Genomic DNA, 19,826 nt, shown 5'->3' on the forward strand with positions numbered 1-19,826 from the left:
ACTTTAATTAGCCATGGGCGAAACCAGAAGAATACCTCCTTCTATGGCCTCTACTTTCACCAGTGAACCGCTTTTTATGTCCATATCACTGGATGTGATAGCCGGTAATTCGTGCGTAGAACCTTTGATACTTATAAATATTTTACCTTTTCCGCCTTTTGCGGCAGGGATATTCATATATACATCGGCTGTTTTCCCTATTGTATCTTCTATTTTGAAGGTGTTGTCTTCTGATAATTTCATCAGTCCTTTCATAACAAGGAAAAAGAGAATGATAAATAGTGAACCTACAAGGAATGCGATTATGCCTACTATAATCTTACTTTCGAACGAGCCGTACAATACTGCTCCTGTCCATCCGAATCCAAGCAGGAAGTTAACCAAATTCCTTAGTGAAAATAATTGAAAAGGAGAATCAGCCCCATCCAGATTACCATCGAAATCGGCATCTATACCTGTATCGGTATCGGCTCCGATAAAAGTCATAATGGTCTGGATTATAAATATAACACTGGCTCCTATAGCTACATACCAATAAAACTGTTGTGTAGCATCCATACTTGAAAAAAACTCTTTCATGGCAGTTCTTTGTTAATAGTTTATTTTCGCTTTTTTAGCTTAATACAAAAATAAGATTTTTTCCGAAATATACAATAGTTTTGAAAGGTTCTGAAATAAAAATATTTTAGAAAGTTTGTTTTTTAGATATTATAAAATAAAGAAATCTCTCACAAAGATGTAAAGACGCTTTTCAACGATTATTTATGTTTACATTTTCCCATCCTATTATTGCAGCCTTACGGCTGCTATCCCAGTGATACTGTCCGAATGAACCCGAAGATAGTATTACCCGGTGGCAGGGAATAAGGTATGCAACAGGGTTGTCGCCCACGGCAGAACCTACAGCCCTGCTTGCCTTGGGGTTGCCTGTTTGTCTGGCAATGTCGCTATAAGTTAAGAGTCTGCCCATGGGTATTTTCAAGAGGGACTCCCATACTTTAAGCTGAAAATCGGTACCTTTCACATGCAGTTTTATTTGTTCCGGTCGTTGCCAGTCTTGTTTGAATATATATAGTGCATTTTGTTGGTTGTTGTCTGTCAGTTGTTTATAGTCTGCGTTCGGGAATAGTTTTTGAAGTTCTTCCAAAGCGGTTGTTTCATTATTAGCGAAAGCCATGTAGCAGATACCTTTCATAGTAGATGCTATCAGAATCTCGCCGAAGGGAGTTTCTGCAAAGCTGTAATTGATAGCCAGGTTTTCTCCTCCGTTTTTATATTCTCCGGGTGTCATCCCTTCTATTTTTACAAACAGGTCATGTAGGCGTCCTGTGCCCGATAATCCGACCTCAAAAGCAGCATCGAAAAGTGTGGCACGGCTCTCTTTGAGTATCTTCTTGGCATTTTCGATACTGATGTATTGGAGAAATTTTTTAGGGCTTACTCCCGCCCACTCGGTAAACATACGTTGAAGATGGTAAGGGCTAAGCGCAACATGGGCAGCAACATCGTCCAAACCGGGCTGGAATTTATAATTATTGGTTATATATCCGATAGCATCTTTGATGCGGTCGAAGTCTATATTGTTTTGCTGGTTCATAAGAAACAAATTTAAATATTATAATGCGAAGTTAGGGTAGGGGAATTAGAAAATAAACCCGATTCTTGCGGAAAAAAATTATCTATATATGTAATAATAGCTTTTAGCTTTTAGCCGTTAGCTGATAGCTATCAGCTTTTTGAAAGAATGATATGAGGATTTGAAGATTCAAGGTTTAATGATTAAAAAAAGTGTAACCTTTGTAACCTTTTAACAAGTAGTAAGTCAAGTTTTTTTAATAATGAGTTACTTCGCCCTAGGGCAGTTACAAGTTACGAGTTGGCAGACTGTTTACTGCTTACTGCTAACTGAAAAGGTGTCACCTTTGTTACTTTTTAATAGTACGGGTTACGAGTGGACGGGATGCGGGTTGTTTTCTGATAACTGATGACTGCTAACTGATATATGTGTTACTTTTGTTACCTTTTATATCTTATGTCTGTTGTTTGCTTATTTCCGATTACTGTTTACTAAAATATATTTTGTATTTTTGACGGACTTTTTTTGAACGTTTCAGAAAGCAAGATCAGAAGCAGTATTTATTCTGATTGTGTTGACTGTCGGGAAACCGGCAAATGAAATAAAAAATATAAACTATCATATAATGAATATTTCGTACAATTGGTTGAAAGATTACCTTGATTTCGATTTGACTCCGGAGGAAACATCCGCCGCCCTTACATCCTTGGGTTTGGAAACAGGCGGTGTGGAAGAAGTAGAAACCATCAAAGGCGGGCTGGAAGGCCTTGTTATCGGAGAAGTGCTAACATGTGCAGATCATCCCGATTCCGACCACCTGCATGTAACCACCGTTAACGTGGGACAGGAAGAACCGTTGCAGATTGTTTGCGGCGCACCGAATGTAGCTGCCGGACAGAAAGTAGTGGTTGCTCTTGTGGGTACTAAACTGTATCAGGGAGAAGAATCGTTTACAATCAAGAAATCTAAAATCAGGGGAACGGAATCTTTCGGGATGATATGTGCCGAAGATGAAATCGGTATCGGTACCAGCCATGCGGGAATCATTGTGCTGCCAGCTGATGCGAAGGTAGGAATGCCGGCCAAAGAATATTACAATGTCAAAAGCGATTATATACTCGAAGTAGATATTACACCTAACCGTATAGACGGAGCGTCGCATTACGGTGTAGCCCGCGATTTGGAAGCCTATTTGCGTCAGAATAAACTGAAAGGGGCACTCACATTGCCATCTGTGGATGACTTCAAGATCGATGAACCGACGGGTGCAGTTACGGTAAGAGTAGAAAACACAGAGGCTTGTCCGCGTTATGCAGGACTTACAATCCGGGGTGTGAAAGTAACCGAAAGTCCCGACTGGCTGAAAGAAAAGCTTACACTTATCGGTCAGCGACCTATTAATAATGTGGTGGATATCACCAACTATGTATTGCATAGCATGGGACATCCCCTTCATGCTTTCGATGTGGCTCATATCACAGGCGGAGAAGTAATTGTAAGAACGTTACCCGAAGGTACAAAATTCGTTACACTCGATGAGGTGGAGCGTACCCTTAGCGACAGAGACCTGATGATATGCAACGATAAAGAGGGTATGTGTATCGGGGGTGTATTCGGAGGAATGAAATCGGGTGTGACGGAAAGTACAACAGAGGTGTTTCTGGAATCAGCGTATTTTAATCCTACATGGATACGCAAAACAGCGCGCCGTCACGGACTGAATACGGATGCTTCTTTCCATTTCGAGCGTGGCTGCGATCCGAATGATACCATTTATGTACTGAAATATGCCGCAATGCTGATAAAGGAGATTGCAGGAGGAAAGATTACAGGAGATATTCAGGATGTATATCCTAATCCTGTGGAGAGGCCGATTGTAAAATTATCATACGAAAAGGTAAACTCGCTTATAGGCAAGATTATAGATAAGCAAACGGTGAGGTCTATCCTGAATAATCTGGAGATGGTTATCACAGAAGAAAGCGATGATATGCTCACTATCGAAATACCGACATACCGCGTAGATGTGCTGCGTGATGTGGACGTGATAGAAGACATACTTCGTGTATATGGCTATAATAATATAGAAATAGGCGACAACCTGAAATCGAACCTGTCATACGAAACACCTACCGATAAGGGATATGATCTCCAGAATCTGGTCTCGGAACAACTGACAGGAAGTGGTTTCAACGAAATAATGAACAACTCGCTTACGAAAGAGGCTTATTATACCGATTCGCAAGTATATCCTGCTTCTAAGTGTGTGTATCTGCTCAATCCTTTGAGTACTGACCTGAATGTTATGCGCCAGACACTTATTTACGGAGGGTTGGAGAGTATCGCTTATAACCGTAACCGACAGAATCCTGATATCCGTTTCTACGAATTCGGAAATTGCTATTTCTATGATGCCGAGAAAAAAACGGAAGGCGAAACACTGAAAGAATACAGCGAGGAATATCATTTGGGTATATGGCTCAGCGGAAGCAGCATAGATAATAGCTGGACTTCAGCTAATGAGAAATCGTCTGTATTCCAGTTAAAAGCCTATGTGGAAAATATACTTGCCCGTTTGGGGATACCTGTCTCTAAATATGATTATGAGCAATTATCGAATGAAATATTCAGCACTGCTATAGCTATTCAGGCAAAGGGCAAAGGAAAATCGTGGGGTGTATTGGGTATCGTAAACAAAAAGCTGCTTAAAGCGCAGGATATAAATACCGAAGTATATTTCGCGGAACTCAACTGGGATGCGCTGATGAAAGAGATAAGGAAGAATACGATCACGTATTCTGAAATGTCGAAATTCCCGGCTGTGAAACGGGATTTGGCATTGTTGCTGGATGAGCCTGTATTGTTCGACCAGATAGAGAAAATAGCATACAAGGCGGAACGCAAGTTGCTGAAAGAGGTAAGGCTATTCGATGTATATGAAGGTAAGAATCTGCCTGAAGGCAAGAAGTCATATGCTGTGAAGTTTGTATTGCAGGACGATGAAAAGACGCTTAATGACAAGCAGATAGATGCCATTATGCAGAAAATACAGAAGTCGCTGGAGAGTGAACTCGGTGCACAATTGAGATAAGGTTCGCCAAAAGGACAGATATAAAAAAGCGATAGGAGTCAATATCTTATCGCTTTCTATATTGGTTATACTCATTTACAACAGTCGGACAGTTCATCATGTTTTACCTTGTCGGCTTTGTTCTTATCGGTGTCGTGGCCTACTTTTGCGATAGCTTTACTGATCTCTTCGGAATTTGTTTTCTCAGGGTTAAAGCCTATCTGGAGTTTGCCATTCTGTATGTTCCATGTCGCGGAAAATACGCCGTCTACTGATAAAGCTGCGTTTTCTATCCGTTGTTTGCATATCTCACAATTGCCTTGAACTGTAAGTGTTGCGTATTTTAGGTTATTGTATATAATATCCATATCCGTAGATTTTTAAAGGTTGATAATAATATGGGGATATAGATCTATGAAACTATATATATCCTAAAACAAAGATGATATATATTAGTTTCGATATAGGGCTGTTTTTAATAATGATTATACAAACCGGATAGTTACTGTGATTTTTTGTGATGAAATTATCGGGGATTGAGGCTAATTGTTAATTATAAATCTGGTAACTATCATATATTGAAAAGGGGCAAAAGAAAATCCTTATCCGTGATAATGAATAAATGGTCCTTATTCCAAATCTCCGATATTTTTTATACTTTTGCCTACCAAAAGAATAAACGATTGATATAAATATTATGGGAAGAGCGTTCGAATACCGCAAAGCGACAAAGATGAAACGTTGGGGCAATATGGCCCGTGTGTTCACTAAACTAGGGAGACAAATAACAATAGCAGTAAAAGAGGGTGGCCCTGAGCCTGATACCAATCCCCGTCTTCGTGTGTTGATGCAGCAAGTGAAGAAGGAGAATATGCCAAAGGAAAATGTAGAACGTGCCATAAAAAAAGCAATATCGAAAGACGAGGCTGATTATAAGGAGGTTGTATATGAAGGATACGGGCCGTTTGGAATTGCTATCGTGGTGGAGACTGCAACCGATAATCCGACGCGTACTGTTGCGAATGTACGCAGCTACTTTAATAAGCATAATGGTTCACTGGGGACTTCGGGTAGCCTTGAATTTCTTTTCGACCACAAATGTGTGTTTAAAATCGGAGCAAAGGACGGTGTCTCACTGGAAGATCTGGAACTGGAATTAATTGACTACGGTGTTGACGAAGTAGAGCATGACGGTGATGATATAATACTCTACGGAGAGTTTAAATCTTACTCTGAAATACAGAAATATCTCGAAGAAAACGGATTTGAAATACACAGTGCCGAGTTTGAGCGTATTCCGAATGACCTGAAAGAACTGACAAAGGAACAACAGGAACAAATACAAAAGCTATTGGATAAATTCGAAGATGATGACGATGTTCAGAATGTGTTCCATAATATGAAAGGAGATTTCGAAGAAGAGTGACTCTGCTTTGATAATACCATATAAGGAACTGCAAGATACTACTCTTGCAGTTTTTTTATTACATTTGCCAATATAAGAAAAAATAAGGCGATGATGAGATATAAGCTTATAACGATACTCCTGTTTATTTGCAGTATGCTTTCGGCGCAGGCATACCGGACTCAGGCCCTTTCAGATGAAATATATACAATAGAGGTAAACCTGAATGGGAGCCGGAACCAGAATCCGGTGGCTAGACTGAATAGCGATGATAATATCAACATCAGTTTTGACCGCTTGTCGGATAATTCCTTCAACCGCCTGCGATATCGCGTCATACATTGCGATGCTTATTGGTTAAAAAGCAAGGGCATCTCTGAGATCGATTATCTGAACGGATTTAATGACAATCCTATAGATGATTACGCTCCATCGGTCAATACTACAGTCGAATATACACATTTCAATCTGGATATACCAAACAGGGATGTGAGCCTGAAAATATCGGGAAATTATGTTGTCGAAGTTTATGAGGACGGTGAACCCGGTATAGTATTACTTACAGCCTGCTTCTCGGTGGTAGATCCGGCTATAAATATAGCGGCCACAGTCTCATCCAATACCGACATAGACTTTAATAAAAGTCACCAGCAGGTATCTTTCACGATTCATCATCAAGGTATGAATATCAGAGATCCCTTTACCGAAATTATGGTGTTTGTACAACAAAACAACAGATTGGATAATGAAAAGCGCAAGCTAAAACCGACATATGTGAATCCCGGCAAACTGATATACGAACACAATCGGGATTTGATATTTCAGGCCGGGAACGAATATCGCCGCTTTGAAACATCGAGCCATAGATATAATGGTATGAATGTAGCCCACATCAGATATGTCCGTCCGGGTTATGAGATGGATATTGAAACGGATAAGGTACGTGCCGGACGTTCTTATAGTTACGATCAGGATCAGAACGGCCGCTTCTTTATAAGGAATAATGATAGTGAATATCCTGAAACAGAGGCTGATTATTTTACTACCAATTTTACATTGGCTATGGATGAGCCTTTGTTGGAAAGTATATATATAAATGGAAATTTTACCGATAATACCTTTACCGACAAATACAAGATGAAATATGATTATAATGAGAAGTTATACCGTCTTTCCTTGTTATTGAAACAGGGTATGTATAATTATCTCTATCTTACAAAAGACGGAAACAACTTTGTTACTACTAATATCGAAGGCAATTATTTCGAAGCGGAGAATGAATATTCTGTCTATGTTTACTACCGCCCCACAGGCCAGCGTTACGATAGCCTGATAGGTGTGCAGAATATACAGTCGCGGGCGAAGTAGGAGGTATGAGTTTAATAAACTCTTACTTCATCTATCATCAGGTAAGCCTTGTCCCCTTTCTTTTCGTGCCAATCGGGCAATTCCTTTATTGATTCGGCAATTACTTTTACGTACCGGGCTTTCACTGTTTCGTCCAGATTAGCCGATAAAGTAATCACCACAGGGCTTATATGCTCTGTACGTTCTTCGTATGTCTCCTTAAATACTTCCTTATATGTATTACCATCTGCAGATACTAATAAAGCAAGGCTTTTCGGTGCAAATAATCCCCCTCTGGTATTTACATATGAATTCAAATCCAAGGATGAAATGTCGGTCTGCTCTTTCATATCTATGTCTGCTTCAAAATCGGTGCCGGCAAAACCCAGCCACATGCCTGTACGGTAACTGGCATTCGAACCTAATTGTCCATTAACCAGTGTTGTCGCGCCACTGAAAGTATAGCGTTTATCCGGATCATATTTTAATGTTATGGGTTTGGCACAAGCCTTATGAAAAATGAAGTCTTTCGAATAAACCTTGCCTCTTACATTTTTCCGATATGCAACAGCCTTGAATATAGTATTGCCTTTTATGGTTATCGGGCTGCCATATATGTAAGGTACAGATTCGGCTGTCGGCTCTTTATTGCCCAGTGTATAATAAATAGGGCTGTTGTCAAATGTCGACATATAAAGGTTTATCTCATTCTTAATTGTATCCACAACTATAGAATCCTGTATTTCGTAAGCCTGCTTACAATTCTCATATCCCAGTTTGTCGAAGTGTTTAGATAGCCGGTATAAACGAGAAACAAAATCACCATAATCTTTCCTCTCCGGATTTGTCCATACAGTTTCTGCGAGAGCGCATATACGGGGAAGCAACATATATTCAACATTCTGTCCCGAAGGCATATATTCTGTCCATATATTAACTTGTGCTCCCAGAATATGCTTCTGACTGTTCTCATCTAAGCCGGCAGGCATCGGATTAAATGAATATGTCTTTTTCAGTTCCGTCAGCCAGCCAAATGTGAAAGGTTCGTTATCTATATCAGGAGATTGATAATAATCCAGATATACATATTGTTCAGGCGTCATTATCACATCGTGACCTTTGTTAGCAGCATAGACACCTCCTTCAGTACCGCGCCATGACATGATTGTTGCATTAGGGGCGATTCCACCCTCCAGTATTTCATCCCAGCCGATAATTTTTTTGTTTTTAGCGTTTATCATTTTTTCTACTCTGGATATGAAATAGCTCTGTAATTGTTCTCCGAGAGAATGTTCCGGTGATTCTTTCAGTCTCAACTGTCTCATTCTTGCCTGACATTTAGGACATGCCATCCATCTGCTTTTAAGGCACTCATCACCTCCTATATGGATATATCGGGAGGGAAACAATGGGAGTACTTCGGTCATCACATCATCGAGAAACATAAACACTTCCTCATTACCTGCGCAAAGCACATCTTCATAGATACCCCATTCGGCACCGACCTGATAGGGCCCTCCCGTACAGCCCAGATAAGGGTATGAAGCTAGAGCGGCTAATGTATGTCCCGGAATATCTATCTCCGGAATGATGGTTATAAAATGCTCTTCAGCATATTTTACAATATCTTTTATTTCTTCTTGTGTATAAAATCCGCTAACAGGTTTGTTGTCAAATTCGCCTGTATGGCGGCCTATAATTGTATGCTCACGCGTAGAACCTACTTCGGTAAGCTTAGGGTACTTCTTTATCTCAATACGCCAGCCCTGATCGTCGGTCAGATGCCAGTGAAAGATATTGATATTGAACATGGCCAGTATATCAATATATTTTTTCACAAAATCAACAGGGAAAAAATGTCGTGATACATCCAATGAAGCTCCCCTGTGAGCATATTCGGGATAATCTGTAATCTCGGCGCTCGGAAATTCTATTTCGGTATCAGCATTTACCGGAATTGATTTCCGGATGGTTTGGATTCCGTAAAAAGTTCCTGCTTCAGTAGATCCGTTTATGGTGATGAGCGAAGAATTCACACTTATAATATAGGCTTCAGGATTATCGCTTGAATAGTCAATGGTGAGTTTTATAGCATTCTCAATATCCTGCTTGTTGGTTATTTCAAGTCTTAAGCCTGTTATCTGCGCAATATATTCGGATAATAAAGCCGCTGATCGTGCCAGCTTGCTATTTGCGGCAGGAAATGATATCTTTGTAGTCTTATTCAGTATGAAAGGCTTACCGTCTACCGCTTTTATTTCCTGTACCATGGGTACTATATCGTAACTGGCTACGGGAGTAGGTTTGTCGGAAGTACAGGCAATGAAAAATAAAAGAGTCGACAGACAGAGAAAATTTCTAAACATAAATGAATGATTTTGTGTTTTATATGATAAAAAGTTAAACAAATTTCAAATATATGCTTTATTCTGAAATTTTTGCCACAAAAAATTTATATTTTTGCACCTTGATTGCATAGTCGTTATGCAATGAACAGTTTAATTAAAATGTAGAAGATGAAAGTCCTGAAATTTGGTAGTGCGTCTATTGCTACAGCAGACAAGATGAAAAATGTAGCAAATATTGTTGCCCGCGGAGGCAATAATATCATTGTGTTGTCATCGATGCGGGGAACAGCAGAGGCATTAGCCGAAGTGTCGGACTATCTGTACAAAAAGAATCAGGAAGGGGCCATTGAAATAATAAACAGGCTGGAGAAGCAGTACAACGATTTCGTTTCCGACCTTTTTAGCGGAGAAGCCTTCAGATTGAAAGCGGAAGAAGTAATCGCGGCAAAGTTTAATTATATCCGTACTTTCACTAAAGACCTGTTCACTCTTTTTGAGGAACGGGTGGTAATGGCACAAAGTGAATTGCTCAGTTCGGAACTATTCCATTTATACCTTACCGAGAAGAAGATAAATGCAGTATTGATACCTGCGCTTGAATATATGCGTACCGATAAGAACTCGGCGCCCGACCCTGCATATATAAAGGAAAAGCTCACAGCTTTACTTGATGCGGCCAAAGGAGCGGATTTGTATATCACACAAGGATATATCTGCCGCAATGCATATGGCGAGATCGACGATTTGCGTAAAGGGGGAAGTGACTATACGGCATCGCTTGTTGGTGCGGCGGTAGGTGCTGACGAAATTCAGATTTGGGCTGATGTGCATGCAATGCAGAACAATGATCCGCGTTATGTAAAAGGAACTACAGCTATCCGCCACCTGAATTTCGATGAAGCAGCCGAGTTGGCGTATTTTGGTATAAAAATACTTCATCCATCGAGCATACTGCCTGCAAAATTGGCTGATATAGCCGTATGTCTTAAAAATACGGAATATCCCGATGCCGCAGGAACACTTATCTCCAACGAAACAGAGGCCCGCGCCATAAAGGCAGTGGCCGCTAAGGAGAATATTACTGCAATAAAAATAAAATCGGGCAGGATGTTGCTCGCACATGGTTTTCTACGTCGTGTTACCGAAGTATTTGAAAACTACCAGACATCAATCGATATGCTGGCTACGTCCGAAATAGGAGTTTCTCTTACTATAGATGATGACAAAAATATACAACTTATTCTTGACGAACTGAAGAAATATGGTACAGTTTCCGTCGATTCCAATATGGTAATCATTTCCGTAATCGGAAATCTGGAATCGGAAGACGCCAGTTTTGCATCTACGATATTGAATGCCGTAAAGGGCATATCTATCCGGATGATTTCATATGGCGGCAGCAAATACAACTTTTCATTTCTGATAGAAAGTAAAGATAAAGAAAAGACGCTCCAAATTCTGAATGACAAATTGTTTAATTAATTATTAAATTCCAAATGACAAAAGGAAATTTTCCTGTTGACAAGCTAAAAGGTATCGAAACGCCTTTTTATTATTACGATATGGATTTGCTGAAAAGGACATTGAAGATCGTAAAAGAAGAGACAAAAAAATACGGATTTGTACAGCATTATGCTGTAAAGGCCAATGCAAACCGCAGGATTCTTGAACTTATTGCTTCGGAAGGTTTTGGCGCCGACTGTGTAAGCGGAAATGAAGTGAAAGCGGCGGTAAATGCAGGGTTTCCGGCTTCAAAAATTGTTTTTGCAGGAGTAGGTAAGACTGATAAGGAAATAAATCTGGCTCTCGACCTTAATATTTTCTGTTTTAACGTAGAGTCCTTACCCGAATTGGAAATAATCAATGAACTAGCAGGCAAGAAAGGCAAGCAAGCTCAGGTAGCTTTGCGAATCAATCCGAATGTAGATGCTCATACACACGAATATATAACAACCGGCCTGAATGAAAATAAATTTGGTTTTGCTATGGCGCATCTCGATGCGGTGATAGAGAAACTGAAGACTCTGAAAGCGATCAAACTCATAGGGATACATTTCCATATAGGTTCTCAGATAGAGGAGGCAGAGACTTTCGAGCCTTTATGTAAACGTGTTAATGAATTACAGACATATTTCGAGGAAAAAGAAATAAAACTGGAGCATATCAATCTTGGTGGAGGCCTCGGTATAGATTATGAGAATCCTGATGCTCATCCGGTTTCAGATTTCGCTGGATATTTCGCTTTATTTAATAAAAACCTTAAGCTCAGAGACGGGCAAATTGCACATTTTGAATTAGGACGCTCTATTGTAGCTCAATGCGGAGCATTGGTAACTCGTACAACATATGTAAAGCATGGAGAAAATAAAGTGTTCGTGATTGTAGATGCTGGTATGACAGATCTTATTCGTCCGGCACTATATCAGGCATATCATAAAATTGAAAATATTTCGTCCAGCCTTCCGGTTAAAAAATATGATGTGGTAGGGCCTATATGCGAATCTTCGGACGTTTTTGCAAAAGATTACGAGCTGAATGAAACCCAGAGAGGTGATATGCTTGTCCTTCGTTCGGCCGGTGCATATGGTGAAATAATGGCATCACAATATAACTGCCGCGAATTGCCAAAACCATATTACTCGGATAAAATATAATCGTACAACAATATAAGTCAGGAGTCGTATGAATATATGGCTCTTGTCTTTTTATGAAGATATTTCTTTAGAATGCAGGCAATGATTGAGCAAATCTTACATTACTTCATGTTTAACGAACTGGAAATTGCAGGGATAGCATTTTTCTCCCTGTTGTTTCTTATTCAAATTTTCTTCTATTTCAATTATTACAGGAAGCCCTATTCTGTTGCCTGTAAGAGAGAGAAGAATAGTAACAAACCATTTTGCCGGAAACCTAAAGTATCTGTTATTATAGCTTCGGAAAATGCTGCTGATGAGTTGGCTGAGAATTTGCCTGTAATTCTGACTCAGGATTATCCGGATTTCGAAGTTATTGTTGTTAATAATGGTTCTACGGATGAGAGTGAAACTTTGTTACAGTCTCTGCAACTTAAACACCCTCATTTGTACATCACATATTTGCCTTATTCGAACGATATAACTTTTGGCCGTCGCAAACTGGCTCTCACTATCGGGATCAAAGCTGCTAAAGGAGAAGTTTTGTTATTTACAGAACCTTATTCCAAACCAGTATCTGATCAATGGATATCGTCTATGATGGAAGAGCTTCCGGACGGAAAAGATGTCGTTCTCGGTTATTCTTTTTATAGCAGGACAAAGACGTTTTTTAACCGTATCGCACGTTTCGATAATCATTTGTTCTCTATGCAGTATATATCCATGGCTCTCAAGAGCAGGCCATTTACAGGAATATACCGTAATCTAGCTTTTCGTAAGCACCTCTTTTTCGATAATAAAGGTTTTGCCGCGTTTCTTAATTTAGAGAATGGGGAGGATGTATTCATCAACCAGATAATTACTGATACTAATACTTCTGTGGCCCTATCGTCCGATAGTTTTATGGAATCCTCTAATGATCGGTTTTCATTGTGGAAACAAGTAAAGAAATCTTATTCGATTACAAAGAAGTATTTTAAACGTAAAACACCAATCAATTTATTTGCTTTGGAAGCGGCTACACGTTACTTATTTTATCTAATGCTAGTTGCTCTTGTTGTGTACTCTGCTATATTTTTCCATTGGACATTATTAGGCATCACAGTATTTTTATTTATGTTCAGATTAGTCGTACAGCTGATAATAATAAATAAATCAACACAATACTTTCGGTCCGGGAAATTCCATTCCTCTTTGATTCTAATGGATTTTTTACAACCTTTTTATAACTTCAGATTCAAAACCAGCCATAAAAACAGGGCTACAGGCCGCCGTTGATTCATAAGCGAAACTTAAGCTTTTATGTTCTTTTGTGGATTCCTGTTTGTTTCCGGCCTCTTGTCAATTAATCTTAGATAAGGTTTATGGATTTTCTCTTCCCATATCAGCCATAAGACAAAGATAACTCCGTCGTAGTATATCCAGACAAATACATCCCGATGGAAGACATTAAACCAGTCTTCATAAAATTTCAGGTAGCATTCTTTGGTGTTCACCCATTGACAGTTATTATACCATTCATTTACAGGTATGAACCACTCGGGAAATGGGTTGCGTATGATAATAAGTATTATAGCCAGCCTAAGGATGTTAATTAACAAGAGGATAACCAGCGACATGGGAATGTACCACAATTTCTTCTTCACCGGTCCAAAATAGAATGTAAGGATGAAGGTGAACATGAAAAGTTGCTTCAATCCCGTGCATCCCCATATAATATCTACCGGAATAGAATTTTCGAAATAAAGTGTATACCCGTTAATGATTTTAAAATCATGATATCCGAGCAGGTCATGTACGACCCGGTATACGATATCAGCTGTCCATAGGTTCATACCTTCGGTAGATGAAGTCAAATCTTTGCCCAGCACGAGGAGTATCCTTTCATCTTCTCCCTGATGTACACAAAGTTTCCAAATAAATTCAAATATGAGGAACAAGCATAAAAACCATATGATATCTTTGAATGGTTTCAGCTTGTTTGTGAATATACTTATGTAGTATTTACCGTAATTATTCATTTAGCTTAAAATCGCGTATAAAGGTACTAAAATAAGGATAATTAACCTTTTTAAGGCAAAAAAAATATGACATTTTATCTAAATCGTCGGTTAACTGGTTTTTTTTAATTTACTTTGCACAAATTTCATCTGATTTAAGTGAATTTAGTAGTAAATAAAGGATATTCGTCATTGAAAAGGCTGTTTATTAGTCAGATAAATTAAATGAAAAATACCAGTACCGATAAGGCTTTTGGATGATTATTCAGCTTTCTATCGAAGTTTTGCATTACCTGAATAATAATTTGCTTAAAAATTTGTTTATAGATGAGAATACGAAATGACTGATAGAACAGGTGTTTTTTGTATAAAATTGAGATTTACAGGATTAAACCGTATATTGAATTAAAAATGCTAAAGAGTAAAAATCTTCTTTTAATAGCCCTTTTGGCTTGTATTGTAGGCTCACTAAGAGCTCAAACCGATTCTCCATATAGCAGATATGGCTACGGAGTACTGAGAGACCAGGCAGTAGGTCCATCAAAGGCAATGGGAGGTATAGGTTACGGACTTCGCAACAGCCAGAGTGCAAACCCACAGAATCCGGCATCATATTCCAGAGTAGACTCGCTAACTTTTCTATTCGATATAGGCATTAATTTCAATCGCGGAAAATTGAGTGACGGAGTTAATTCTGATAATAAGTATAGCGGAGGGCTTGATTATATAACAATACTCGTTCCCTTGAAGAAAGGTCTCGGTCTTAGTTTTGGTATTATACCCTTTTCTTCGGTTGGTTATAAATTCGGGTCAACAGAAACGAACGGCTCAGTATCGTATAGCAAATCATTTTCCGGTAGCGGGGGATTAAGCCAGATATATGGAGGATTGGGGTATTCTACACCAATAAAAGGTTTGTCTGCGGGAGCAAATGTTTCTTATCTTTTTGGCACGTTAGACCATACACGTAGTTTGCCTGCATTAACAGGTAGTACTACAAATACCTCCAGAGATATGACCGAGTTATCCGTTAAAGCGGCAAAATTCGATATCGGTCTCCAGTATGAAATGCCGATAGCTAAAAATAGAATGTTGACAATAGGTGCTGTTTATTCTCCCAAGATTAACTCTTCGGCCGATTACAATAATATACGTCAGGTAATATCTGCATCCAATACCTTAGTTCAGGGAGATACGACCGTTTATAATGGAGTTGATGCCGGAATTCCGGAAACATACGGATTGGGATTCACAGTTAACAGTAACAATAAACTTGTGTTTGGAGCAGATGCTACTTATCAACGTTGGAGCAAAGCTAAATATACTTCGTACATGAACGACGGACTAAATGATGCCGACCGTTTTAATGACAGATGGAAGTATAGTGTTGGTGCTGAGTATATGATAGATCCGTACGACAGGAGTTTCTTTAAGAAAATCAGATTCAGGGGAGGGGTTAATTATGCCAACTCATACTTGAATGTGATGGACGCGTCCGGAAAAATAGATGGTTATAAAGAATATGGAGCGACATTAGGTTTCGGTTTGCCTATCCGGGATAATATCGGCCAGCGGGTGTCGTATATCAATATCAATTTCGAATACAAAAAATTAAAACCTAAGCTTAGTAATATGATAAGTGAAGAATACTTTGGTGTATCGTTGAATGTCAATGTCAATGAACTTTGGTTCTTCCGTCGTAAAGTTGAATAAAAAATACAGAATCAAGATAAATGGCCTCAATTACTGATTGAGGCTCATTGTTTTTAAGTATATTAGCCTGATGAAGTTAATGCCACTCCAAAAACTGTTCATGGTCGCAGTAATCGCAATATTTGCTGCACCTTTCTTTTTTGCATCCTGTAAGAAGGAAGTCAGTTCTGCCGTAAATTTCAAATATGACAAAGAAATCGTGCCATCCATGCATACAGACAGTGTACGGATGCTCATTTCCGATTCGGGACTTATCAAATATAAAATGATAACTAAAACGTGGGATGTTTTTGACGAAGCCAAAGACCCTTACTGGTTTTTTCCGGAAGGACTCTATCTGGAGAAATTTGACACTGCTTTTGTTGTAGTATTCACTATCAAGGCCGATACAGTATGGAATTATACCAGACGTAAACTCTGGCGACTCAAAGGGAATGTTTTTGCACGAAATATTGTCGGGGAAACATTTACTGGAGATGAGTTTTTTTGGAATCAGCAGGAACAGAAAATATATTCGAACAAGCTAGTCGAGGTAAATAGACCCGAAAAAGGAGTGTTAATTGCCCGAAATGGTATGGTAGCTAACCAGCAAATGACAGCATACGAATTTATGGAAGTAGGGGAGAATGCCGGAAAGAAAACAGTGTTTTATGTGAACGAAGATGAAGAAAACAAAGAAGAAAAAGCAGAATAGTTTTTCAAATATGAATGAAATTCAATCTCAATTTATTATCTTCGCACGCTGAAAACTGTATCTTTGAGAATTTAAAATAAACAATATAAAAAGTAATTATTATTTAAATGGCTGCATTACAGAAAATTAGGAGCAAATCAGGCCTGCTTGTCGGTATAATCGCGGTGGGTTTATTAGCATTTGTATTTCCATGGGGTGAAGTTACGACCTTTGTTAATAAAATGAGAGACAAAGCATTTGTTGTAGATGGAAAGGTGATTACAACGAAGGAATATTCGGACAAAATAGCTCAATGGGAAAACTTTCAGAAAGTTATGTCGAATCAATCCTCATTGGATGAGTTCACAAATTCTCAAATCAGAGAGATGGCTTACCAGCAAATGGTAAAAGAAATAATGTTGGACGAAGAAGCCAGCAATTTAGGATTGGCCGTTACACCTGAAGAATTGAATGATATGGTATATGGACCTGTTGTAGCTCCTATATTGTATCAAATACCTTTTTTCGCAAATCCTCAGACAGGCCAGTTCGACAAAGCATATCTGATGCAATTCCTTTCCGATATTAATCAGGATCCGGCTACTATGCAGGAACCTCATAGATCTGAGATTATGGCCAGAAGGGAAATCTGGGCCTTTATACAAAATATGATGAAATATCAACGTCTTGAAGAAAAATATGCTTCATTAGTGGCCGGTTCAGTTTTGGTTAGTGATACTGAAGCAAAGGCTGCCTATGACGATTCTAAAAATGTTGCAGATATAGCATACGTCGTTCAGAGATATTCGACCTTGGCCGATTCTGCAGTCCAGGTTTCAGATAAAGAAATAAAAGCACTTTATGATTTGCGTAAAAACAATTATAAATTGGATACAGAGCTTCGCAAAATTTCCTACTTTATTAAAGATGTTGTTCCTAGCGATGAAGATTATGCTGCTATAGAACAAGAAATGAATGCAGCGTATGAAAAATTGAAAATGGCAGATAATCCGGCTATTGTTCTAAGTGAATATTCATCTACATATCAGGATATCTTTATGGCAGTATCATCATTGCCTGCCGATGCTAAAACATTTGTACAATCTGCATCTGTTGGCGATATTTATGGACCGGTTCGTGAGGATCAGACCTATCTGATGTATAAACTAATAGACCGGACAAATGCTGCGGATTCTATTAAACTACAAATAATACCATTGCCGCAAGGACTTGATGAAAAAACATCAGCCCACATTGTTGATAGTATACAGGCTGTTCTTAAAGGTGGTAAAGATTTCGGCGTTGTAGCTGACGAACTATTCCCTAACTCTAATGGCGGTGATCTGGGGTGGACTAACGAAGCGATGTTGGCAAGCGCAGGAATTGCAAAAGAATGTTTTGCTGCTGCAAAAGGTGAAGTTCTGAAATTGAAGGTAGGCGGTCAGGATCAGTTGATTCGTATATCAGATAAGACTAATCCGGTACCAAAGGTGAAATTGGCTGTAATACAATTGCCTGTTATAATTAGCGATAAAACTCAGAATGCTATAGATAACGAATTGAACCAATTTGTAAGTGAGAATGGAAATCTGGAGAATTTTGACAAAGCAGCTCAAGCTAAAGGCTACAGTCTGATTCAGAATTCGATAATATCACCTTCCGAAATAGCATTAGGCCAGGCTACAGGGACTCGTCAGGTAATACATTGGGCTTTCAATGAAAAGGTTGGTTCGGTTAAGAAATTTGACATGTCCGATAAACGTGTTGTTGCAATCGTGAAAAATGAAATTACCGGCGACTATATGCCGGTTTCTGAAGTAGCAACAGCATTAAAGGCAGAATTGATAAATGATAAAAAAGCAGAGAAAATCATAGCTGACTTAAAAGCTAAGAATCTGACATCTTTGGATGCTTATGCACAAGCTGTGTCAGGGAAGGTGGATACTGTTAACTTTGTTACATTCCAGACCAATAACTTATCAGGAATTGGTTATGAGCCTCTAATGAATGTATATTCCAAATTAGGCCAGGTTAATAAACTGGAAGCTCCTATGAAAGGAAAATCCGGAGTGTATGTGTTGAATGTGACAAATAAAACAGAAGATACAAAAGAATTTAATGCAGAACAGACAAAACAGTCATTAAAGCAGGCCAATTATTACCAGATGATGTCACAGGCTGTATCTATATTGAGGAATAAGATGAAAGTGGAAGATAACAGGGTGAAATTCTGGTAAAATTCTTGAAAGAAAAATTTAATCACTATATTTAAAGTCCCTTGTAGTAAAAGCTATGAGGGGCTTTTTTAATTAAAGAGAATATGACAAAGAAAGAACGTTATGCCGGGGTTATTAGTTGGTTTGATAAAAATATGCCTGTAGCAGAGACAGAATTGCATTATGACAATCCTTTTCACCTGTTGATTGCTGTCATTTTATCTGCCCAGTGCACAGATAAACGGGTCAATATGGTAACACCACCCTTATTCGAAGCATACCCCACACCTGAGGTGATGGCGGTTTCTACTACCGATGCTATTTATCATTACATAAAAAGTGTGTCTTATCCCAACAATAAAGCAAAGAATCTGTTAGGAATGGCTAAGAAGCTTGTGGATGACTTTGGAGGGAAGGTTCCCGATACTATGGAAGAATTGGAAACTATACCCGGGGTTGGTCGCAAAACAGCTAATGTGATGCTTATTGTAGCCTTTAATAAACCGGCAATGCCAGTCGATACACATGTTTTTAGGGTTTCCAACCGAATTGGATTAACTGATAATTCGAAAAATCCGGAACAAACAGAAAGAGAATTGATAAAATATATACCGGCAAAATATTTATCAAAAGCTCATCATTGGTTAATTTTACATGGCAGATATGTCTGTGTTGCGCGGAGACCTAAATGCGAAGAATGTGGGTTAACTCCGTATTGTAAATTTTTCTCGAAAAAATAGCTTAAAATTTATTTTTTATAATGACTTGGTTATTAGTATATTGAATAAAGTGCCTAAAAATAGTTCAAAAATACCTCTTAAAATATTTGGAATGATATAAAATAT

15 protein-coding genes are annotated in these 19,826 nt (G+C 38.7%); 10 read left to right on the plus strand and 5 right to left on the minus strand.

Annotation, left to right across the window (positions count from 1 at the left end; translation table 11 throughout):
* Positions 1 to 3: 3 nt before the first annotated feature.
* Positions 4 to 579 (minus strand): NfeD family protein, encoded by a 576-nt coding sequence (locus B3317_RS17375; protein WP_291114157.1) that lies wholly within the window; start codon positions 577 to 579, stop codon positions 4 to 6.
* Positions 580 to 751: 172 nt separating this feature from the next.
* Positions 752 to 1,597 (minus strand): bifunctional helix-turn-helix domain-containing protein/methylated-DNA--[protein]-cysteine S-methyltransferase, encoded by an 846-nt coding sequence (locus B3317_RS17380; RefSeq protein ID WP_291114159.1) that lies wholly within the window; start codon positions 1,595 to 1,597, stop codon positions 752 to 754.
* A gap of 604 nt (positions 1,598 to 2,201) precedes the next feature.
* On the opposite strand from B3317_RS17380, the gene pheT reads away from it, so the two are divergent.
* Positions 2,202 to 4,667 (plus strand): phenylalanine--tRNA ligase subunit beta, encoded by a 2,466-nt coding sequence (gene pheT / locus B3317_RS17385; RefSeq protein WP_291114162.1) that lies wholly within the window; start codon positions 2,202 to 2,204, stop codon positions 4,665 to 4,667.
* Positions 4,668 to 4,738: 71 nt separating this feature from the next.
* On the opposite strand, the gene B3317_RS17390 is transcribed toward pheT, so the two are convergent.
* Positions 4,739 to 5,014, minus strand: coding sequence for a heavy-metal-associated domain-containing protein (locus B3317_RS17390; protein ID WP_291114165.1), 276 nt, complete (start codon positions 5,012 to 5,014; stop codon positions 4,739 to 4,741).
* A 329-nt stretch (positions 5,015 to 5,343) separates the two neighbouring features.
* Here B3317_RS17390 and B3317_RS17395 point away from each other — a divergent pair, with 329 nt between their 5' ends.
* The gene (locus B3317_RS17395) at positions 5,344 to 6,072 is read left to right on the plus strand and encodes a YebC/PmpR family DNA-binding transcriptional regulator (RefSeq protein ID WP_291114168.1); all 729 of its coding nucleotides are present in this window, start codon (positions 5,344 to 5,346) and stop codon (positions 6,070 to 6,072) included.
* Positions 6,073 to 6,162: 90 nt separating this feature from the next.
* Positions 6,163 to 7,419, plus strand: coding sequence for a DUF5103 domain-containing protein (locus tag B3317_RS17400; protein ID WP_291114171.1), 1,257 nt, complete (start codon positions 6,163 to 6,165; stop codon positions 7,417 to 7,419).
* 11 nt (positions 7,420 to 7,430) lie between these two features.
* On the opposite strand, the gene B3317_RS17405 is transcribed toward B3317_RS17400, so the two are convergent.
* The gene (locus B3317_RS17405) at positions 7,431 to 9,764 is read right to left on the minus strand and encodes a glycoside hydrolase family 20 protein (RefSeq protein WP_291114174.1); all 2,334 of its coding nucleotides are present in this window, start codon (positions 9,762 to 9,764) and stop codon (positions 7,431 to 7,433) included.
* A gap of 150 nt (positions 9,765 to 9,914) precedes the next feature.
* Between B3317_RS17405 and B3317_RS17410 the strand changes: the two genes are divergently transcribed.
* From B3317_RS17410 to B3317_RS17420, 3 genes are all read left to right on the plus strand, one after another.
* Complete coding sequence (locus B3317_RS17410) at positions 9,915 to 11,228, plus strand: aspartate kinase (protein WP_291114177.1); 1,314 nt, start codon at positions 9,915 to 9,917, stop codon at positions 11,226 to 11,228.
* A 14-nt stretch (positions 11,229 to 11,242) separates the two neighbouring features.
* Positions 11,243 to 12,400 carry a diaminopimelate decarboxylase gene (lysA, locus tag B3317_RS17415; protein ID WP_291114180.1) on the plus strand — a complete coding sequence of 386 codons (1,158 nt, stop codon included), beginning with the start codon at positions 11,243 to 11,245 and terminating at the stop codon, positions 12,398 to 12,400.
* Positions 12,401 to 12,481: 81 nt separating this feature from the next.
* A complete protein-coding gene (locus tag B3317_RS17420; RefSeq protein ID WP_291114183.1) occupies positions 12,482 to 13,657 on the plus strand; it encodes a glycosyltransferase in 1,176 nt (391 codons plus the stop codon).
* A 14-nt stretch (positions 13,658 to 13,671) separates the two neighbouring features.
* Here the strand turns inward: B3317_RS17420 and B3317_RS17425 are convergent, their stop codons facing one another.
* Positions 13,672 to 14,400, minus strand: coding sequence for an archaeosortase/exosortase family protein (locus tag B3317_RS17425; protein WP_291114186.1), 729 nt, complete (start codon positions 14,398 to 14,400; stop codon positions 13,672 to 13,674).
* A 390-nt stretch (positions 14,401 to 14,790) separates the two neighbouring features.
* On the opposite strand from B3317_RS17425, the gene B3317_RS17430 reads away from it, so the two are divergent.
* From B3317_RS17430 to nth, 4 genes are all read left to right on the plus strand, one after another.
* Positions 14,791 to 16,092 (plus strand): outer membrane protein transport protein, encoded by a 1,302-nt coding sequence (locus B3317_RS17430; RefSeq protein ID WP_291114189.1) that lies wholly within the window; start codon positions 14,791 to 14,793, stop codon positions 16,090 to 16,092.
* 100 nt (positions 16,093 to 16,192) lie between these two features.
* Complete coding sequence (locus B3317_RS17435) at positions 16,193 to 16,786, plus strand: LPS export ABC transporter periplasmic protein LptC (protein ID WP_291114192.1); 594 nt, start codon at positions 16,193 to 16,195, stop codon at positions 16,784 to 16,786.
* A gap of 107 nt (positions 16,787 to 16,893) precedes the next feature.
* Positions 16,894 to 19,002, plus strand: a complete 2,109-nt coding sequence (locus B3317_RS17440; protein ID WP_291114194.1) for a SurA N-terminal domain-containing protein — start codon at positions 16,894 to 16,896, stop codon at positions 19,000 to 19,002.
* Positions 19,003 to 19,085: 83 nt separating this feature from the next.
* Positions 19,086 to 19,721 carry an endonuclease III gene (nth, locus tag B3317_RS17445; protein ID WP_291114197.1) on the plus strand — a complete coding sequence of 212 codons (636 nt, stop codon included), beginning with the start codon at positions 19,086 to 19,088 and terminating at the stop codon, positions 19,719 to 19,721.
* The last annotated feature ends 105 nt before the right edge of the window (positions 19,722 to 19,826 follow it).

This window comes from Dysgonomonas sp. UBA7710 (assembly GCF_002482385.1).
Taxonomy (GTDB): domain Bacteria; phylum Bacteroidota; class Bacteroidia; order Bacteroidales; family Dysgonomonadaceae; genus Dysgonomonas.